This window comes from Labilithrix sp. (genome assembly GCA_019637155.1).
Taxonomy (GTDB): Bacteria; Myxococcota_A; Polyangia; order Polyangiales; family Polyangiaceae; genus Labilithrix.
The window spans coordinates 220,011-238,488 of sequence record JAHBWE010000013.1; the positions used below are offsets into that span (position 1 = coordinate 220,011).

Genomic DNA, 18,478 nt, shown 5'->3' on the forward strand with positions numbered 1-18,478 from the left:
CGTGCAAACCTGTCCTGGTCGGCCATGGAGGACCCTGTACTCTACAAGTCTTCGTCTCGCGTCAAGGGTCGAGTTGCCTCGACCGGACAAGAGCCCGGATCTGCCGAACAAAGGGGCGTCATTTTCTGACGTGCACGATCGTTCGCCGCGCAGGACCGTTCGCGCCGCGCGGCGCGCGCGGAGCCGCGCTGGCGTGCATCGTCTTTCGTGATCTCGGCATCATAAGAAAGCTCGCCCCTCGGCGCGGTGCGTGCTAACCCCCGAACCGGAAGCCATCGACGTGAACGACGTAGCTCCCAAGCCCGCGACATCGGCCCGCCCCACGACGTGCCGGATGTTCGAGAACGAGCTCCTCGAGAAGTTCTCGCGGATCCATCCGATCACGCCCTTCGTCGTGTACCTGCCGATCCTCGCGACGGCCGGGTACCGCTCCTGGGCGCGCCACGACATCGCCCTCCTGCCCGCGGTGGGCATGGTCGTCGCAGGCCTGTTCTCGTGGACGCTCGCGGAGTACGGCCTCCACCGGTCGATCTTCCACTGGACCAACGACACCGCGTTCGGCCGCCGCTTCCACTTCCTCGCGCACGGCGTCCACCACGAGTTCCCGAACGACAGCGATCGCCTCGTGATGCCGCTCCTCACGAGCGTGCCCCTCGCGGTCATCTTCTACACGCTGTTCAACCTCGTCTTCGGCGGTCCGCGCCTCGCCGAGCCGTTCTTCATCGGCTTCGGCCTCGGCTACCTCGCCTACGACGGCACGCACTACGCCGTCCACCACTTCAAGCAGACCACCCGCCTCGGCAAGTGGATCAAGCGGCACCACATGCTGCACCACCACGCCGATCACTCCGGCGGCTTCGGCGTCTCCTCCCCCCTCTGGGACCTCGTCTTCGGCACGATGCCCCAAGTAAAAAAACTAGCCACCACCCGCAAACCCACCTAACCGCCCCGGCGGCGCAGCCGGCTCGGGCATGGAGAGGAAGGGCTCGGCGGGGCGTGGGCTCGGCAGCCCGCTTGGGCTCGGCGAGGTTTGAGGGCAAAACGGGGCCCCAGAAGCGGCCGCTCCAGCGGTTGCGAAGCAACCCTCGCGCGCAGCGCGAGGGCCGTGTCTGGGGTGGGGGTGTCGGGGGCGAAGCCCCCGACGTCAACGAACGTGCGTATGCACGGGCGAGGAGCCCGCACTCCCCATGACCGGCATCGGCACGGCGCCGACGGACTGGTTCATGACCCGCCCGTTGAGCAGCGCCCCGGCCTGCGCACCGATCACGAACGCGAGCACCGTGCCCACGACGGCGATGCCGAGGACCGCGGACTTCGATGCCACCTTGCTGCTTCCCATGAGACCTCCCAGCGATGCCGTCGATGAAAAGCGAAGAAGAAACGGCGGAGGGTACTGCTGAGACCGCGCGCAGGAGTCAGCTTAGCGACCCTCCTCCGTCCTGCATCGTTGAAGATCGAGCTCGACCCTAATTCGGTGGGACGGGTAGGAGACGCGCGCACAGCATCGTGCTTTCGCATACCGGAATGCTAGGGTGACGCAGTTGGCTGAACCTTCGGGATTCTTGGTCTAACTTCAGAGACACGCGATGACCCAAAAGACGCCCAAGAGCGGCGACGAGGCGAAGAAGTCCGAGATCGGGACCGTGCTCGCCAACCGATACGAGGTGCTTCGCGAGCTCGGACGCGGCGGCATGGGTGTCGTCTACCTGTGCAAGGACATCGTCTCGCACGAGCGCGTCGCGTTGAAGCGACTGCGTCCGCCGGAGGAGGCGAAGGCCACGCGCGCGGAGGAGAGCTGGTGGTTCCAGCAGGAGGCGCGCGCGGTCGCGTCGCTCGAGCACCCCGCGATCGTGCGAGCGCGCGACTTCGGCACGCTCCACGACGCCTCGCCGTACCTCGTCATGGACGCGCTGCCGGGGCGCAGCGTGCACGAGTGGATGCACACGACCACGATGCCGTGGTCGGTCATCTGGGCGCTCGTCGATCAGGTCCTCGCCGGGATGGCGCACGCGCACGCGCGGCACATCATCCACGGCGACCTCAAGCCCTCGAACGTGATGCTCGATCTCGCGGGGGCGGGGAGGGGACCGCGCGCGTACGTGCTCGACCTCGGTCTCGCGTGGCTCCGCGAGTCGCGCCACGACTCGCGTCTCGACGGCGCGCCCGAGCCCGAGCTCGCGGTGCACGCCGGCGCGGGCACGGTGGGCTGGGTCGCGCCCGAGCAGATCCGGAAGCAAGCCACGCTCGTCGGCCCGGCGACGGATCTCTATGCGCTCGGTTGCATCATGTACCGCGTCCTCACGGGCAAGGAGGTCTTCGAGGGCACCGCGCAGGAGGTGCTCCGCGCGCACAAGCGCACGCCCGTCCCCGCGCCCGTGCTGCCGGAGGGGATCCCGCATCAGGTCGGGCTCTTCGTGCAGCGCCTCCTCGCGAAGAAGCCGTGGCATCGCTTCGAGCTCGCCGCCGACGCGCGTCGCGTCTGGGCGCAGTTCCGTCCGCGCCACGCGCCCACGCTCGAGGAGACGGTCGCGAGCGCGCCTGCGCCGCCGCCGGAGCCCTCGAGCTCGCCCGACATGGGCCGCGCCGTCGCCGCCGCGCGATCGCTCGCGCCCGGCCTGCTCTCGCTGCGGCCGTCGCCGATGGTCGCGCGCGAAGCGGAGCGCCAGGAGCTGATGGACCTCGTCATGTCCGTCGCGCAGGGCCAGCCGCCGAGCCACCGCATGGTCGCCCTGATCGGCGAGGCCGGAGTCGGCAAGAGCCGCCTCGCGGAGTGGCTCTGCGAGCAGGTCCACGAGCGCGGGTTGATGTGGCCGCTCCGCGCGCGCTACGGCCGCACGCCCTCGCCGCTCGACGGCCTCACCGGCGCGGTGAACTCGTTCTACGGGCTTCAAGGCGCCGACCGCGAGACGGTGGAGCAGACGCTCCTCGATCGGTGGGAGGTCGACAAGACCGACAACGAGGAGCTCGCGTGGGTCGCGGCCGCGGCGGAGTGGCTCCGCCCGACGCCGCCCGGCGTGGTCGCGCCAGTCGGTCCCACCGGCAAGCGCTTCGTGCTCGACACGCCGGAGCTCCGCTTCGCCGTCGCGCGCCGCATCCTCGAGCGCATCGGCCACGATCGTCCCGTCTTCATCTGGTTCGACGATCTCCACCTCACGAGCGCGAACACGTTCGAGACCCTCGCGCGCCTGCATCGCGACGCGACGAAGCTGCGCATGTTCATCCTCGCGACCGCGCGGAGCGAGTCGCTCGAGACCGATCTCGACGCGGCGGTGCGGATGGAGGCGCTGCGCGCGGACTGGAACGGCCGCGTCCTCGACCTCTCTCCGCTCGGACAGGAAGAGACCGAGGTGCTCCTCCGCGCGACCTTGCCGCTCACCTCGCAGGCGATCACGGCGGCGGTGCAGCAGAGCCGCGGCAACCCGCTCTTCGCGCTGCAGCTCCTGCACGCCTGGGCGGGCGGCGGCTACCTCACCCTGGAAGGTGGAAAGTACAAGGTCCCCGAGGAGGCGCTCCACGGCCGCGCGATCACGACCGCGGACCTCTGGGACGAGCGGCTCCGCGCGGTCCCGACCGACCTGCGGCTCGCGGCGTACGCGGCGGCGGCGCTCGGCGACGACGTCCGCGGCGTCGTCCTGAAGGCCCTCGTCGCCGCGCTCGGCATGGACTCGCGCGACGCGCTCGTGGCGCTCACGCGCGCGCAGATCCTCCTCGCCTCCGGCAACGATCAGTTCCGCTGGCCGCACGCGCTGTTGCAGGAGCATTTGCTCGGCCGCCTCCACGAGCGCAACGACGCGCCCGCGATCTTCCGGCTCGCGGCCAACGCGCTCGCGAAGCACCCCGAGGTCGGGTCGCGCCGCATCATGAAGCACCGCGTGCGGAACCTGCTCCGCGCGGGCGACGACGACGTCGCGGCGTCGCTGATGTTCTCGTTCATCGAGGGCGCCTGGGCGCGCGGCCGCGACACGGCCGCGACGCTCAAGGACCTCGCGCTCCTCGAAGGGCGCGTCTCGGGCGCGGCGGCGGCGGAGTACGCCTACTGGCGCGCGGAGGCGCTCCGGCACATCGGCAAGCTCGAGGAGGCGCGCGAGCAGGCGGAGACCGCGCGGCGCGCGTTCGAGCAGGCCGGCGACAAGTCGCGCGAGGCGCACGCGCTGCGGTTGCTCGGCCACCTCGCGAGCGACACCGGCGCGCCGGCGCAGGGCCGCCTCCAGGTCGCGCTCGCGATCACGCGCTTCGAGGAGCTCAAGGACGACCGCGGCCTCGCGGCGGCGCTCGTGGTGCTCGGCGAGATCGACTACCTCCTCGGCGAGCACGCGCGCGCGCGCGAGGTCCTCCTCGAGGCGTCGCAGCGCTGCGACGCGGTCGGCGACATGCTCGGCGGCGCACAGTGCTTCATCCTCCTCGCGATGATCGAGACCGCGGTCGGCGGCTTCCGTCGCGCGCGCGATCTCCTCGTCCACGCGCGCGCGGCGTTCGACGCGATCGGCTACCGGCTCGGCATCGCGCAGTGCGACGTCGTGCTCGGGCACGCCGATCACCGCGCGAACGAGATGGACGCGTCGCGGGCGCGCGCGCTCTCGGCGCGGGCGGCGTTCCGCGAGCTCCTGAACCCGCGCGGCGAGGCGGCGTGCGAGCGGCTCCTCGCGCTCATCGCGATCGACACCGACGACTTCGCCGCCGGCGGCGCGCACGCCTCCGTGGCGGCGAAGATCTTCGAGCGCCTCCAGGACCCGTGGGGCGACCTCGAGGCGCGGCTCCTCCTCGCGCAGGTCGCGCTCGCGAAGGGGGACGCGGAGGCGAAGGAGCTCGTCGCCGAGTGCGAGCGCATCGTCCTCGACGAGGCCGAGCCGCGCCAGCACCGGCACCTCACCCTCGCGTGGCTCGCGCAGCTCGAGCAGCGCTGGCAGGACGCGTCCGACGAGATCGACCGCGCGCGCGCGGCGTTCGGGGACAAGGCGCGCTGCGGCGACCACACCCCTCAGCTATTGAAGCGCTTCGCGAAGATGGACTGGCTCGGGCCGTCCGCCGGGAAGATCGAGCAATGGCTCGAGGTGGTGGAGAACGCGAACCCGGACGAGTCGGTGTCGTCGCGCTGGCCGACCTCGCCGCGCTTGTCTCGCCCGGGCTGACCCACTAGGGTGGCGCGACCAACATGTCGACTCCGCAGGATTCTCCGAAGCGCCGCAAGCAGAAGGCCCGTCGTACCAAGCAGCTCCTCGAGTGGCGCGAGAAGAAGGCCGCGTCGGGCTCAGGCGAGAAGTCGAAGACCGAGAAGAAGTAATCTACCCTCGGCACGTCCATGGCGATGGTCGCGTACGAGCTCACGCAGGCGCTGCTCAGCGTCGGCACCGTTTATCACGTGCGAAAGCCGCGTGAAGAGGCGGTGCTGTACACCGTGCGCGGCGTGCTCATGAGCGCGACCCCGAAGTTCCGGCTCGTCGAGGGCGACGAGGGCAAAGAGGTCGGCACCCTCACCGGCAACTTCATCAAGACGAAATACGACATCGCGGACGAGTCGAAGACGGTCGCGTCGCTGACGTTCCCTGCGGTCGCGTTCAAGAAGACGCTCTCGCTCACGGTCGGTGACGACACCTACGAGGCGGACGGCGGCGTCTTCCGCGGCGTCTTCCAGTGCAAGACGAAGAGCGGCGACGTCGTGCTCGAGATCGCGAAGGAACTCTCGATCCGCGACACGTTCTCGGTGAAGACGAGCGAGGACGTGCCTTTCCAGGTCGGCCTATTGTCCGCGGTCGCGATCCACTCGCGCTTCTACGAGATGGTCTAGCGCCTCGCGCGGCGGCGCGGCGCGGGGGCGACCGCGGCCGGCTTCTCGATCTTGGCGGCCTTCGTGACGGTCGGGAGCTCGAGCGGCTCCTTCGGGACGATCGCGGCGGCGGGGACGACGCTGTGGGTCGAGACCGACTTGGTCGCGGGCGCGGGGCCGCTCGAGGAGAGCGCGGTCGCGGCGGTGCCGATGAGGCAGAGGCCGGCGCACACGCCGAGCGCGACCTTCACGACGGTGCGGAAGCGCGCGCGGCGCTCGGCGACGCGCGGCTGGATCTTCTGCGCGAGGATCGGGTCCGTCGGCGCCATCATGATGTTGTCGAGCGTGAGGCGCTGCGGGCCGAGCTCGGCGGCGCGCATGAGGAGCGACTGCCGCGAGGGCGCGTGGTCCTCGGTCGTCGCGTCGTCGGCCGCTACGAGGTCGACCGATGTGGTCGCCGGCGGCGGCGGCACGGGTGCGATCGGAGCGTTCAGCGGCAAGGTCGACGACTTTTCAACGGGTCCCACGACCGTCTCACTCGCAAGCTCCACGCCATTCGCACCGTCGTTGTGGAGCGTGCAACATGCGGGAAAACAAGGCGGTTTTTCGGGATCTCGCGACGGCGATCCGTGACGTCGGGGTGGATCCTCGTGGCGCCAATTGTTGCTGCGCACCCCCAGGTGCTGACTGTCCAACTCTGCGCAGGTGTGCGCGCGCCGCTCGGGGCGCTCCGGTGCGCCGCTCGGGGCGCTCCGGTGCGCCGCTCGGGGCGCTTCGCTCAGGGGCGCGTGAGGAAGAACGCGAGCGCGACGATCGCGAAGACGACGATGCCGATGCCGAGCGCCTTCATCTTGTCGTCCTGGTCCCACTCGAAGAACGCCCACATGCTGCGGAGGCGGCGGAGCTTGCCCGCGAGGCGAACGAAGGGGTCTTCCTCGTTGGCCAGACGCGCGTCGCGGGTCTCGTCGTAGGTGGCGCCCCAGAGCTCTTTCATCTCGTGGCGCGCCGTCGCGACGTTGTTGCGCGCGCGCTCGAACGCGCTGCGGCTGCGCGTGACGAGCCCGGGATCGTGCATCGGGTCCGGCGCCGCCGCGATCATCGGCAGCGCGTGGCCGTAGGGATCGATCGGCTGACCGTACGCGTCGACGGGCTGGCCGTAGGGATCGATCGGTTGACCGTACGCGTCGACCGGCATCGCGTGCGGATCATCCATCGGCATCGCGTGCATCGCGTGCGGGTCGGCCTGCATCGCCATCGCGTGCGGGTCGGCCTGCATCGCCATCGCGTGCGGATCGTTCGGATGAACGGGGACGGGGAGCGTCGGCGGATCGGCGAGGTTGTGAAGGCGCGGCGGAGGCGGGCCGGTCCGGCGCTCTTCGCGCGGCCGTTGCGACGGCGGCGGTCGTGAGAGCGGCGCCGTGGGGATCTCTTCGTCGAGGGCGACGACCGTGTCCGCGAACGCAAAGTCCTTGGGCACGCTCAAGACACTGCCGTCCGGTGCCGCGTACTTCGCGTCATCGGCTTGCGGTCGTGGCGCGCGCACCTCACGGACGAGGCGGGACATCGACCCCCCAAGAACGCAATCGACGCGCCATTCGCGCCGCGGCTCGTGCTCGATCGGCAGGTGCCCGCATCGTCGACGTAAAGCGTCGCGGTCGGCGAGCGTGCCGTCAATGGGGTGATGGATAATCCTTCCACCAGTCGTTGCTCCAGCAGGGCAGCCGCGCGGCGCCAACCCCTGAAATTAGCGGCGAATTGTGGCCCTCCAGGCGCTTCCAGCCGGGCTCGAACGTTGCACGGAATAGGGCGCCTTGCGTGCACCCAGCATCGCCTCGACGAGCGCGCTTCTTGTGGCGTGCGTCCTCGTGGGGTGTGGTGCGTCTTCCGCCGAACCGCGGGACGGCGGGAGCTTGCAGCCGAAGAGCGCGCTCGGCGACATGCGGGGCAAGGCCGAGCCGAAGAACGCGCGCTCGGAGATGAGGCCGGACGAGTCGGCGTCGAGCGTGGGCTTCGTCGCGGCGGCGCTCGGCGCGCACGCAGCGGAGGAGGCGCAGGGCAGGTGCCGTCCGGGCATGGTCTCGATCGACGACAAGTTCTGCATCGACAAGTACGAGGCGGCGCTCCTCGAGATCGTGAACGGAGAGGAGAAGCCGTTCTCGCCGTACGCGGTCGTGAGCGACGCGCAGCACGTGCGGGCGGTGAGCTTCGCGCACGTCGTGCCGCAGGGCTACATCAGCCGGAACCAGGCCGAGAAGGCGTGCATGGCGTCGGGCAAGCGTCTCTGCGATGTCGCGGAGTGGCAGAAGGCGTGTCGCGGCCCGGAGAAGAAGCAGTGGGGCTACGGCGACAACCGCGAGGTCGGGCGCTGCAACGACAACGGGAAGAACCCCGTGATGACGTATTACGGCCCGCGCTACGACGCGACGACGATGAACAAGCCCGAGCTCAACCAGATGGATGGGACGCTCTCGAAGACGGGCGAGAAGCCGGGCTGCGTGAACGGCTACGGCGTCCACGACATGGTCGGCAACCTGCACGAGTGGGTCGCGGACCCGCACGGCAGCTTCTACGGCGGCTACTACCAGGACGTGGCGAGCACGGGCCACGGCGAGGGCTGCAGCTACAAGACGACCGCGCACAACCAGAGCTATCACGACTACTCGACGGGCTTCCGCTGCTGCGCCGACTTCCCCGGCGGCGAGTCCTCCGTCACCGTCTCCCCCGCCTCCGACCCGCCGAAGAGCGAGCCCACCCCCGCGCGCGCGAAGCCGAAGAAGAAGATCAAGAAGAAGAAGCGCTGAGTCGAGCCAACCTCGCGCTGCGCGCTTCCGCGTCCCTGCACGGTCAGGGGGCGCCTGGCCGTCGACTCGCGGATCGCTTCGTCGTCGAGCGGCTTCGGCGAAGGCGTCTCGTGTACGAGGCCCGCGACGAACAGCGTGGCGAGGTCGTCGCGCTGAAGACGATCGCCGTCTACGACCTCAAGAAGGAGTTCCGCGCGCTCGTCGATCTCGTTCACCCGCGGCTGGTTCGTTTGCACGGGCGCTGGTTCTTCACGATGGCGCGCGTCCACGGCGTGCCGTTCAGCGCGCACGTTCGCGGCGCACCCGACGCGCTCGCGGACGAAGCGGTGTCTCCGACCGTGGTCGCCGGAGCGAGAGCACACCGTTCGGCGTGCGTTCGCCCAGCTCGTGGAGGCGTCCGCGCGATCCACGACGCGGGCAAGATGCACCTCGATCTGATCAATTAAACGTATTAATCGATACAATCTTAAATATCGTAATACCCTATTCGATTTCGGCCAGTCGGCGCTCCCGGCATAGCGGACACGCGACGGCATCGCGGGTACGCCCGGCTACATGGCGTCGGAGCAGCTGCGCGCGCACGGGGCGTGGGTACGCGGTGGGAACGATGCTGTTCGAAGCGCTGACGGGGCGGCTCCCGTTCGGGAACGAGCTCCACACGATCCTCTCGGCGAAGGCGACCGACCGGCTCGCGCCGAGCGCGCGCTCGATCGATCCGTCCGCGCCGCAGGACCTCACGGGCTTCTTCCGATGTCTCCTTCACCTGTCACGCGGGCTCGCCGCCCTCGGAGCGGCGGACATGACTGCGGAGGCGACCACGAGGACGAAGCTCGGTCGACGCGTGCTCGAGGGCGCGAAGGTGATCCGGAAGTCGGGAGTCGTCGGCTTCCGCGGGCTCGCGGATGCGCTGGAGGCGGGCGCGGCGCTCGTCGCCGGCGGCCGCGCGCGCGCGCTCGTTTGCCTGGAGTCGGCGGCAACGACGCTCGAAGCGCACGGGACGACGAGAGTACGCGCTCGCTGCTCGGACACACCTCGCGCGTCTTCGCGGAGACATGGATATCATTGAAAACGTGCTCATCAAGCTCGCCGCGCGAGGCATCCGTCGGCCGGAACGCATCCTCCATACGTGCATTCCCGGCTTCGTGCGGCTCTGAGCACGCCGCTTTTTTGACGATGCGGATGGGGGCTGCCTACAGTTGCGCACATGGCTCATCTCGTTCGTAAGAATGACCGGCGTGAGGTTCGGCGCTCGATTTCGATGCCCTGTCAGATCGTTCGGGAGAAGGATTTTCGGCTCGTCGCCGAGACGGCGCTCGACGTCTCGCCGGATGGGATGCTCCTCGCGACCGAGATGGACCTCGAGCCCGGCGAGAACGTGTTCGTCTCGTTCCGTGCGACCGAGCTCGGGATCTGGTTCGACAGCGAAGCGAAGGTCGCGCGCGTGATCCGTGGGCGGCGGCCGGGCGACAAGGGAAGGGGAGTCGGGATCACCTTCTCGACGATGTCGCGGGTGAAGCGGCTCATCCTTCGCAATCACCTGCGACGCGTTCCGCCGCCGGTGCCGCGCCGCACCCAGCGCATCGACTGGTCCGCCACCGTGATCGGGCTCGAGTCGTGAAGGCGCTCTTCGACTACGCCCGCCGCAACGTCACGCGGCGCGAGGTCCTCCTGCCCTGTCAGGCCGTGCGCGAGCACGACTTTAAGCTCATCGCCGATCGGATGCTCGACCTCTCGACCGACGGCATGCTCGTCCCACTTCGGCGGCAGGTGCTGACCGGCGAGCCGATCATCGTGTCGTTCTCGATCGGCGGGATGTGGATCGACGCGGAGGCGACCGTCGCGCGCATCGTCCACGGCCGCCGCCCCGGCGACGACGGCATCGCAGCCGGCCTCGTCTTCGACCCGCTCTCCCCGTCGGCGCGCTCTGCGCTCGCCGGCTATCTCCACGGCCGTCGCGAGCCGCTCCCGCGCCGCGGACCGCGCGCGGCGCTGAGGCGAGGCGCCGAGGCGCCGCGCCTCGCCGACGAAGCGATCATGAACGCGCCGCTCCTCGTGCCCGCCGACGTCCTCGCCGACGAGGCCGACGTCCTCGCCGACGACGACATCGACGCCCTCGGCATCCTCCGCGCCGTCGCCACCGCCTGGCAACAGCTCAGCTCTTCGACGCAGGGGCTTCGCCCCTGCACCCCCTCGCAGCCGTAGGACGCGCGCGAAGACGCGCGCATCGTCTTCAACGCAGGGGCTTCGCCCCTGCACCCCCTCGCAGCCGTAGGACGCGCGCGAAGACGCGCGCCTCTTCAACGCAGGGGCTTCGCCCCTGCACCCCCTCGCAGCCGTAGGACGCGCGCGAAGACGCGCGCATCCTCCGCTGCTTCGTCTGACTGCGAGCCAGCGGGCGCGTTAAATGCGGCGATGCCGCCCTTGGGGAGGGGCGGCATCGCGGGTACTGCGCTCGGTTGTTGTCGTTGGCTCAGCGGACGACGAGGGTGTCCTCGCTGCTGTCGCTGGTGCGGCTGGCGCCGTAGTTGATGTTCTTGTCCGGCGTGTGGGCGCCGCCGCAGGCCGCGCCCTCGCAGCCGTCGAGCTCGACGGGGCAGGACTCGGGATCGTCGGTCGGACCTTCGCAAACCTCTTCGTCCGCATCGCCACCGCTGCCGCCCGAGCCGGACTGCGCGCTGTCGCTGCTTCCACCACCGCCGCCGCCGCCGTTGCCATTGCCGCCGCCGTTACCGTTGCCGCCGCCCGAGGAGGCGTTCGGGTTCGAGCCGGAGGAGCCGGGGCCGCCGTTGCTGCTGCCGCCGTTGTCGCCGCCCGACGAGGAGCCGGGGCCGCCGTTGCTGCTGCCGCCCTGGTCGCCCGAGGAGCCGGGGCCGCCGTTGCTGCTGTTCGGGTTCGAGCCGGAGGAGCCGGGGCCGCCGTTGCTGCTGCCGCCGTTGTCGCCGCCCGACGAGGAGCCCGGGTTGTCGCCCGAGGAGCCGCCGCTGCTGTTGTTGTCGCCGCTGCTGCCGCCGCTCGAGTTGGTGTTCGAGCCCGACGAGCCCGAGGAGCCCGACGACGACGAGGACGAGTTGTTGTGCGGGTAGTCGGAGCAGGAGCCGCTGCAGCGGCCACCGCCGTCATCGCAGCTCGGGTTGTCGACGTCGCCCGAAGAGCTGTTGACCGTCGTGGAGCCGGAGGTGCCGCTCGAGCCACCCGACGAGGTGCCCGACGAGCCACCCGACGACGTGCCGCTCGAACCGCCCGACGACGTGCCGCTCGAACCGCCCGACGAGGTGCCGGACGAGCCGCCCGACGACGAGCCGTTGCCGTTGTCATCGCAGCCCGGCTTCGGGGGCGGGGGAGCGTAGGTCGACTTCTTCGCGGCACCGCCGCAGACGCCCTTCGGCGCGATCCAGTCGGCGACGCCGTTCGTGCGGGCGACGTAGAGCTTGCCCGTCGTGGTGCCGCGGCCGGTCACGAGACCGACGATCTCGTTGCGATCGTTGAGGACCGCGTTACCCGGCTCGACGCGCTCGTTCGCCGGGAAGTCGGTGAGGTACGCGTGCGGGAACGTCTTCACCTTCGTGAAGGTCGCCGGGATCGTCTGGAACGAAGCGCCGTTGCTGCGGAGGCGAGCGCCGGCCGCGCCGTTGGCGAGCTTCTCCGAAGAGACCTTCGGGTACGCGTCGAGGTTGATCGGGCGGTCGAGATAGATGACCGCGACGTCGTGCTTGCGCGGGTGGGCCTTGCCCTCGCCGTCCGCCTTGATGTCGTAGTTCATCCAGTCATACGTGAGACCGCGGATGCCGTTCACCTTCGTCTTGCCGTCGGCCGACGTGACCGACCAGCGGGCCTTGCCCGCGACGAGGTGACCCGACGTGAGGACGACGCGCGGCGCGATGAGAATGCCGGCGCCTTCGCCGACGTTCGCGCCCGTGGCGTCGTGAACGGTCAGCGTCACGCTGGCCGCCTGCACCTGCTGCGCGGTGAGGGGGGCGTCCGCCTTCTCCTCCGCCGAACAACCTGCAAGTGCGCCGAGGCTTCCGACGAGGATGGCCGCTGCCGCTGCTCCGAGAACCCGATATCCGATCATGACTGAACCTCCGCGTCGACTAAGGTTGCCGCGTCAGCGCCCCAATCCGCTGTCGCTTACTACCCTGTCGGGCAACTCTCTCACGTGCACATGCCTTGCCAAAGCCTTCTCGGAACGGAACAGCTCGTATGACCGCGTTTTCCATGGGTGGGAGGTTTGGCTCCATGCTTGGCCCGGACCTCACGATGGACAAAGTTTTTCCCCCCGTTCGATCCACTCGCGCACCTTGCGCACCGTCTTCCAGACATGCGGATTCTTGTAGGAATGGAGAGTTGTGGCGGGAGCGGTACGCCACTCGCTAGACTTCGCTTTGCTAGCCTGCGAGGAGCTTTTCATGCGGAACCGTCGCGCCATCTTCTCGGTCATTGCTTCGAGCATCGTGCTCGCCCTCACCGCCGTCGCCTGCGAAGAAGACAAGTCCAGCGAGTTCGACGACCAGAAGCTCGCGGACGCCGACGTCCCCGATCGCGACCTGTTCAACATCGACGGCGCGACGCCGCCCGAAGGCGGAGCGCCGGTGGAGTGCAAGCCTTCGCTCCCTGGACAATTCGACCCTGTCTGGAAGTCGCCGTCGAAGCAGGAGGCGTGCAGCGAAGATCAGATCACGAAGTACTTCGACGGGTGCCTCGATCTCGACAACGACAAGACGCTCGCTTCGCAGTCGTGCAAGGACTTCCACGCCGAGAACAAGGCCTGCGCGGACTGCATCGAGCGTGACGACAACACCGGGCCGGTGAAGACGTTCCGCGATCGCTACTACTACGAGCAGAACTACCCGCACTGCGTCGCGCTGATCCAGAAGGAGAAGGGCCGCGACGAGACCTGCGGTCAGAAGTACTTCGAGTACGAGGAGTGCGTTCGCCAGTCGTGCGATTCGTGCTTCGACGTGAAGGGCTCCGTGTTCCAGGACTACACGGACTGCCTCGACAAGGCGGACGACTCGGGCGAGTGCAAGCGCCGCGCGGACGAGTTCGACGACAACTGCTTCAAGAAGGGCTACAAGGTCGCGGACGGCGGCGCGCCGGAGTGCTTCGCCGGGAACGGGCGCAAGCCGTTCTTCCTCAACATCATCAAGCTGTCCTGCCTCAAGCCCTGAGGCTCACCAGTCGGCGATCGCGCCGCCCCAGGTGAAGCCGGAGCCGAAGGCGATCATCGCGACCTTCATCCCGCGACGCAGCTTCCCGCTCTCCTCCGCCTCGGCGAGGAGGATCGGGATCGTCGCGGCGGTCGTGTTTCCGTAGCGCTGGATGTTGTGGACGATCTTCTCGTTCGGGATCTTCAGCGCTTCCTGGATGTACTGGTTGATGCGCAGGTTCGCCTGGTGGAAGCAGAAGAGATCGATCTGATCGCCGGTGCAGCCCGCGGCGAGACAGACTTCCATCAAGACGCCGAGCATGCGCTCCACGGCGTTCTTGAACACGTGTTTCCCTTCCATGTGAGCCCACATCACGTCGGGCTCGACGATGCCGCGGCCCTTCTCGTCCTGCGGGAGGAAGGGGCGGCGGCCGATGTCCCAGACCTTCTGGCAGAGCGCGTCGGCGCCGCGCCCGTCGGCGCCGAGCTTCCACGAACGGACGCCGCGGTCTTCGTCGGTCGCGCTGACGATGACGGCGCCGGCGCCGTCGCCGAAGAGCGAGGACACGCCGCGTCCGCGCGTGGTGAGGTCGATCGCGGCAGAGTGGACCTCGGCGCCGACGACGAGGACGTGTTTGCACGCGCCCGACTTCACCATCGAGACGGCCGTGCCGAGCGAGTAGACGAACCCGGAGCACTGGTTTCGCACGTCGAGCGCGGGGACGAACTTCGCGTTCGGTCCGTCGCAGAGACCCAGCTTCCTCTGCAGGTACACGCCGGAGCCTGGAAAGCAGTGGTCCGGCGAGAGCGTCGCGAAGAGGATCATGTCGAGATCGGTCTTCGCGATCCCGGCGCGCGCGATCGCCTTCTCGGCGGCGTAGAGCCCGAGGTCGCTCGTGCGAACGCCCTCCTCGGCGAAGCGACGTTCTTCGATGCCGGTGCGCTGGAGGATCCACTCGTTCGTGGTCTCGATCCCGTACTCCTTGACGAGGTCGTCGTTCGTCACGCGACGCGGAGGGACGTAGAACCCGGTTCCCGAGATGAAGGCGTTCGGCACGCGCGCACGATAGCGCTTCGCGCGGAGGCATACGATGTAGGTGTGCAGCTCGGACGAGCTCGAGCACGATTCGTCGCATGGAACCGCGCGTGACGACGACGCGTTTTGGTAGCATCACACTCATGCTTCTGCGTCTGGCTCCGTTCTCCGTCGCTTCGCTCCTCGTTCTCACCGCTTGCTCGTCCTCGTCGGACCCGAAGGATTCGCCGACTCCTCCGCCCGTCGACGACGGCAGCCTCGTCGGGGACGTCAGCCAGAGCGTGACGTGGACGGACGGCACCGTGCTCGGCGGCAAGATCCGCATCCTCGAGGGCGCGACGGTGGAGATCGCGCCCGGCGCGAAGCTCTCCTGCAAGGACTCGGCGGAGATCATCATCGGCGGCACGCTGAAGGTGAGCTCGGCGGCGACGCACGCGTCGATCTCGTGCGCGAAGTGGCTCGGCGTCGTCGTCGGGCAGAACGGCGTCCTCGACATCGACGGTCTCGATCTCGAGGGCGCGGGCTACGAGACGACGCGCGCGAACGGCTCCTGTATCGTGAAAAACGCCAAAATAACGAACGCGTCGCGTCCGTTCAAGGTCGGACCGGGCTCGAAGCTCGTGCTCGATCACGTCGTCGCGACGACGCCGGAGACCGTCGGACCGTACGACTCGAGCGTCGCCGAGGTCTTCGGCACGCTCGAAGCTTCGTACCTCGAGTACGACGCGAAGGGGAACGAAGGCATCATGCTGAAGGGCGCCGAGGCGGAGGCGACGATCACGGACTCGACGCTGAAGGGAACGAACGGCCAGGACCTCGTCTCGACGTACTTCACCGGCCAGACACCGGAGGAGGGGCGCCCGAAGTCTCTGAAGGTGAGCTACACGACCTTCAGCGGCGCGCACTGCGGCCCGCATCTTCAGGGCGTGACGACCGCCGAGTTCGATCACATCACGAGCCGAGACGACATCATCTACGGCATCACGGTGTTCGACGCGAACGAGGTCACGATCAAGGACTCGAACCTGGGCGGTTCCGTGGCCTGGCTCGACTTCAAGAAGAACCCCGCCGTGATCACGCTCACGAACGTCTTCTTCCCCGCCGATCCCGCGAAGATGCAGATCGACGTCGAGAATCCGGCGATGCAGCTCCTCGGCGAAGAAACGCCCGCCCAGGCCGAGATCCCGGGCGCCGGCCCGCGTCCCGAGTAGGCCGCCGGCCGAAAATTGGGCGTATTCCAGGCATGCGCCTAACGTGGGCGCATGTCGGTGGATGTAGTTTTTCTCGCGTCCGAGTTCCCGAACGACAACCCGGCGCTGCACGGCGGCGTCATCTGGGTCTGCCTCGAGCCGACGTCCCCCCCAACCCCAGAGCTCGTCCCCCCGCCCGCGCCCTCACCAATCGCACGCACGCTCGCTGTCGCGGCGCATTCGGTCGAGGAGCCGCTTCCGCCCTCACGCACGCTTGCGAACGGTGTCGCGGCGCGTTCGAGTGAGGAGCTGCCGCTCGTGCCGTCGGTCGCGGCGCGTTCGTGTGAGGAGCCGGCGCTCGTGCCGTCGGGCGGGCTCGCAGATGGTGTCGCGGCGTGTTCGAGTGAGGAGCTGCCGCTCGTGCCGTCGGGCGGGCTCGCAGATGGTGTCGCGGCGCGTTCGTGCGAGGAGCCGCTCCCGTCCGTCGCGCCCTCGCGCGCTCTCGCGGACATGCGTTCGGGCGAGGCTCTCTCTCCGATCGCGGAGGGGGGGACTGCACGTTCGGGCGAGGATCTCTCGCTACCTGCAGAGGCCATCGCCGCGCGTTCGTGCGAGGAGCTGCTCGCGCCCTCGTGCGCTCTCGCGAGCACGCGCTCGGGCGAGGCTCGCTCGCCGCTCGCAGCCGCCGTCGCCGCGTCTTCGTGCGAGGAGCGCATTCTGCCGCTCGCGGTCCCGCCGATCGAGCTCGCGAGTCGTGACGAGGTCGCGATCGAACATGTCGAACGGAGCGCCGCGTGCGTCGTTGACGCGACGGCGGCGTCGGATGCGCAGAGCGTGGTGCTGTCGGACGCTGCTGCGGAGGCGCTCGAGCCCGCGGTCCTCGCCACCGAAGTCGCCGAAGTCGCCGAAGTCGTCGAACCTGCCGCGCTCGCGTTGGAGGGCGCGTTCGGATCGGTGGTGCCGGTGGAGACGGTGCGGTCGGCGGAGATGGACATGGATGCCGATGCGGACTCGGAGGAGCCGGTGATCGTCGAGGAGCTCACGCCGATCGATCCGGCGATCGGCGTCGAGGGCGCGGCGCCTGTCGTCGTGTTCGAGTCGGTGGCGCCGCCGGCGTGCGCGAACGAGTCGAGCGCGTTGCCGCCGCCGAGCGAGGATCCGTTCACCACGCTCGTGTGCACGCTCGCGGACGTCGCGATCGGCGCGGGCTCGCCGCTCGTCGCTTCGCTGCTCCCCGGTCTCCTCTTCGACGCGCGCGTGCCCGACGTCCTCGACGACGCGAGCGCCGCGACGCTGAAGGCCTCGGGAGTCTGGAACGGCGAGCAGGTCGCGCCTTCGTTCGTCGAGACGGTGAACGCGTGGCGCGGCATCCTCCGCGGCACGAGCGACGACTTCTCCGCCTGCGGTGAGATGCTCGACGAGTGGGCGAGCGAGCTCCTCGCGCGCCTCCTCGACGCGCACGCGGCCGCGCCGCGCCTCCGCCAGGAGCTCCGCACGCGCGGCGTCGCGGCGTTCGGCCTCGCGTGACGTTACTTCTGCGCGAAGAGGGGACGTAGCTTCTTGGTCAGGTCCAGGACGGCGGCCTCGCCCTTGATGCCGCCCTCGACGCGCTTGTCGGTCGGGTGGCCGTCCGCGTCGGGCACGACGAAGAGCGGGATGAACTGGGACGCGTAGCCCGCCGCGACGATGCGATCGCGATCGACGTCGAGATCGAACTCCATCACGGTGAGGTTCGGGAACTCGTTGTCGAGCTTCCCCTCCGCTGCCGCGTGATGGAAGCGCTGGCAGGGCTCGCACCACTTGGCCCCCACGTAGACGAGGAGGTCGCGGCTCTCCGCCATCGTGCGCTCGCGCTCCGCCTTGATGAGGGTCGCCGCGTTGTCGCCCGCCGGCGCCTTCACGATGCGGACGCCCGGCGGCGCGAGGACCAGCGGCGAGCCGCTCGTCTTGGCCGGAGGCTCCGGGACAGGCTCCTTCTCCGTCCGCGTGCACGCGACGACGGCGGCGAGCGCCAGCACCACGAGTCGTCGCGTCATCGCGGCGGCGGCTCCGACCAGCGGCTCGCGATCTCGTCCCAGCTCGGCGCGGTCTCGTCCGCCGAGGTGACGAGGACGCGCACGCGCACGATCATGCGCTCGACCGGCGAGGTGTACCCGTGCTTCTTCGCCTTCATGAACATCGCTTCCATCCCCGGGAGCGGGAGCGGGTAGCTGAAGCGGACCTTGTCCTTGTCGCGGAGGCGGCCGCCGCCGAGCCGCGCGCCGAGCATGTCGTGCCCAGGCTCCGGCTTGCCGCTCTCGCGGTCGACGATCTCCACGCACTTGAAGGTGGAGTCGAGGCCGTAGACGCGCCGCTTGGTCCAGACCTCCGCCGCGCGCCACGGCTTGCGCTCGCCGCCGGCGACCTGCGACTCCTCGACGATGACCATCTCGATCCCGGTCGACGGCATGGGGACGCTGCTCGAGGGGGGAGGTACCGCCGCGTGTATCTGAAGCGTGGCTCGCCTCGCCGCCGTGCTGTCGGGCAGGTCCAAAGCCCCGC

At 69.2% G+C, this 18,478-nt stretch carries 18 protein-coding genes; 11 read left to right on the forward strand and 7 right to left on the reverse strand.

Features of this window, described 5'->3' with window-relative positions; all coding sequences use genetic code 11:
- Positions 1 to 334: 334 nt before the first annotated feature.
- Positions 335 to 943, forward strand: a complete 609-nt coding sequence (locus KF837_27245; GenBank protein MBX3231047.1) for a sterol desaturase family protein — start codon at positions 335 to 337, stop codon at positions 941 to 943.
- Positions 944 to 1,144: 201 nt separating this feature from the next.
- Here the strand turns inward: KF837_27245 and KF837_27250 are convergent, their stop codons facing one another.
- Positions 1,145 to 1,339 (reverse strand): hypothetical protein, encoded by a 195-nt coding sequence (locus KF837_27250; GenBank protein MBX3231048.1) that lies wholly within the window; start codon positions 1,337 to 1,339, stop codon positions 1,145 to 1,147.
- A 247-nt stretch (positions 1,340 to 1,586) separates the two neighbouring features.
- Between KF837_27250 and KF837_27255 the strand changes: the two genes are divergently transcribed.
- Both KF837_27255 and KF837_27260 read left to right on the forward strand, forming a co-directional pair.
- The gene (locus tag KF837_27255) at positions 1,587 to 5,129 is read left to right on the forward strand and encodes a protein kinase (GenBank protein MBX3231049.1); all 3,543 of its coding nucleotides are present in this window, start codon (positions 1,587 to 1,589) and stop codon (positions 5,127 to 5,129) included.
- A 170-nt stretch (positions 5,130 to 5,299) separates the two neighbouring features.
- Positions 5,300 to 5,785, forward strand: a complete 486-nt coding sequence (locus KF837_27260) for a hypothetical protein (GenBank protein MBX3231050.1) — start codon at positions 5,300 to 5,302, stop codon at positions 5,783 to 5,785.
- Here the strand turns inward: KF837_27260 and KF837_27265 are convergent.
- Positions 5,782 to 6,291 carry a hypothetical protein gene (locus KF837_27265; protein MBX3231051.1) on the reverse strand — a complete coding sequence of 170 codons (510 nt, stop codon included), beginning with the start codon at positions 6,289 to 6,291 and terminating at the stop codon, positions 5,782 to 5,784. The genes KF837_27260 and KF837_27265 overlap by 4 nt on opposite strands.
- Before the next feature lie 251 nt (positions 6,292 to 6,542).
- Entirely contained in the window at positions 6,543 to 7,241 is a 699-nt protein-coding gene (locus tag KF837_27270; GenBank protein MBX3231052.1) for a hypothetical protein, read from the reverse strand.
- Between the two features lie 433 nt (positions 7,242 to 7,674).
- On the opposite strand from KF837_27270, the gene KF837_27275 reads away from it, so the two are divergent.
- From KF837_27275 to KF837_27295, 5 genes are all read left to right on the forward strand, one after another.
- Positions 7,675 to 8,565, forward strand: a complete 891-nt coding sequence (locus KF837_27275) for an SUMF1/EgtB/PvdO family nonheme iron enzyme (protein MBX3231053.1) — start codon at positions 7,675 to 7,677, stop codon at positions 8,563 to 8,565.
- Positions 8,566 to 8,675: 110 nt separating this feature from the next.
- Positions 8,676 to 9,011 carry a hypothetical protein gene (locus KF837_27280; protein ID MBX3231054.1) on the forward strand — a complete coding sequence of 112 codons (336 nt, stop codon included), beginning with the start codon at positions 8,676 to 8,678 and terminating at the stop codon, positions 9,009 to 9,011.
- Positions 9,012 to 9,172: 161 nt separating this feature from the next.
- Positions 9,173 to 9,631 (forward strand): hypothetical protein, encoded by a 459-nt coding sequence (locus KF837_27285; protein ID MBX3231055.1) that lies wholly within the window; start codon positions 9,173 to 9,175, stop codon positions 9,629 to 9,631.
- 192 nt (positions 9,632 to 9,823) lie between these two features.
- On the forward strand, positions 9,824 to 10,183 hold the full coding sequence (locus tag KF837_27290) for a PilZ domain-containing protein (GenBank protein ID MBX3231056.1): 360 nt from the start codon (positions 9,824 to 9,826) through the stop codon (positions 10,181 to 10,183).
- Complete coding sequence (locus KF837_27295) at positions 10,180 to 10,767, forward strand: PilZ domain-containing protein (protein MBX3231057.1); 588 nt, start codon at positions 10,180 to 10,182, stop codon at positions 10,765 to 10,767. The genes KF837_27290 and KF837_27295 overlap by 4 nt, the downstream gene beginning before the upstream one ends.
- Before the next feature lie 268 nt (positions 10,768 to 11,035).
- Here KF837_27295 and KF837_27300 read toward each other — a convergent pair whose 3' ends face one another.
- Positions 11,036 to 12,637, reverse strand: a complete 1,602-nt coding sequence (locus tag KF837_27300) for a hypothetical protein (protein ID MBX3231058.1) — start codon at positions 12,635 to 12,637, stop codon at positions 11,036 to 11,038.
- A 334-nt stretch (positions 12,638 to 12,971) separates the two neighbouring features.
- On the opposite strand from KF837_27300, the gene KF837_27305 reads away from it, so the two are divergent.
- Positions 12,972 to 13,733 (forward strand): hypothetical protein, encoded by a 762-nt coding sequence (locus KF837_27305; GenBank protein ID MBX3231059.1) that lies wholly within the window; start codon positions 12,972 to 12,974, stop codon positions 13,731 to 13,733.
- A 3-nt stretch (positions 13,734 to 13,736) separates the two neighbouring features.
- Here the strand turns inward: KF837_27305 and KF837_27310 are convergent, their stop codons facing one another.
- On the reverse strand, positions 13,737 to 14,768 hold the full coding sequence (locus tag KF837_27310; protein MBX3231060.1) for a ketoacyl-ACP synthase III: 1,032 nt from the start codon (positions 14,766 to 14,768) through the stop codon (positions 13,737 to 13,739).
- Between the two features lie 122 nt (positions 14,769 to 14,890).
- Here KF837_27310 and KF837_27315 point away from each other — a divergent pair, with 122 nt between their 5' ends.
- Together KF837_27315 and KF837_27320 are read left to right on the forward strand one after the other, a co-directional pair.
- Positions 14,891 to 15,958 carry a hypothetical protein gene (locus tag KF837_27315; protein ID MBX3231061.1) on the forward strand — a complete coding sequence of 356 codons (1,068 nt, stop codon included), beginning with the start codon at positions 14,891 to 14,893 and terminating at the stop codon, positions 15,956 to 15,958.
- A gap of 297 nt (positions 15,959 to 16,255) precedes the next feature.
- Positions 16,256 to 17,464: a hypothetical protein gene (locus tag KF837_27320; GenBank protein MBX3231062.1), complete on the forward strand. Its 1,209-nt coding sequence runs from the start codon at positions 16,256 to 16,258 to the stop codon at positions 17,462 to 17,464.
- 2 nt (positions 17,465 to 17,466) lie between these two features.
- On the opposite strand, the gene KF837_27325 is transcribed toward KF837_27320, so the two are convergent.
- Positions 17,467 to 17,955: a thioredoxin family protein gene (locus KF837_27325; protein MBX3231063.1), complete on the reverse strand. Its 489-nt coding sequence runs from the start codon at positions 17,953 to 17,955 to the stop codon at positions 17,467 to 17,469.
- Positions 17,956 to 17,969: 14 nt separating this feature from the next.
- On the reverse strand, positions 17,970 to 18,386 hold the full coding sequence (locus KF837_27330; protein MBX3231064.1) for a hypothetical protein: 417 nt from the start codon (positions 18,384 to 18,386) through the stop codon (positions 17,970 to 17,972).
- Between the last annotated feature and the right edge of the window lie 92 nt (positions 18,387 to 18,478).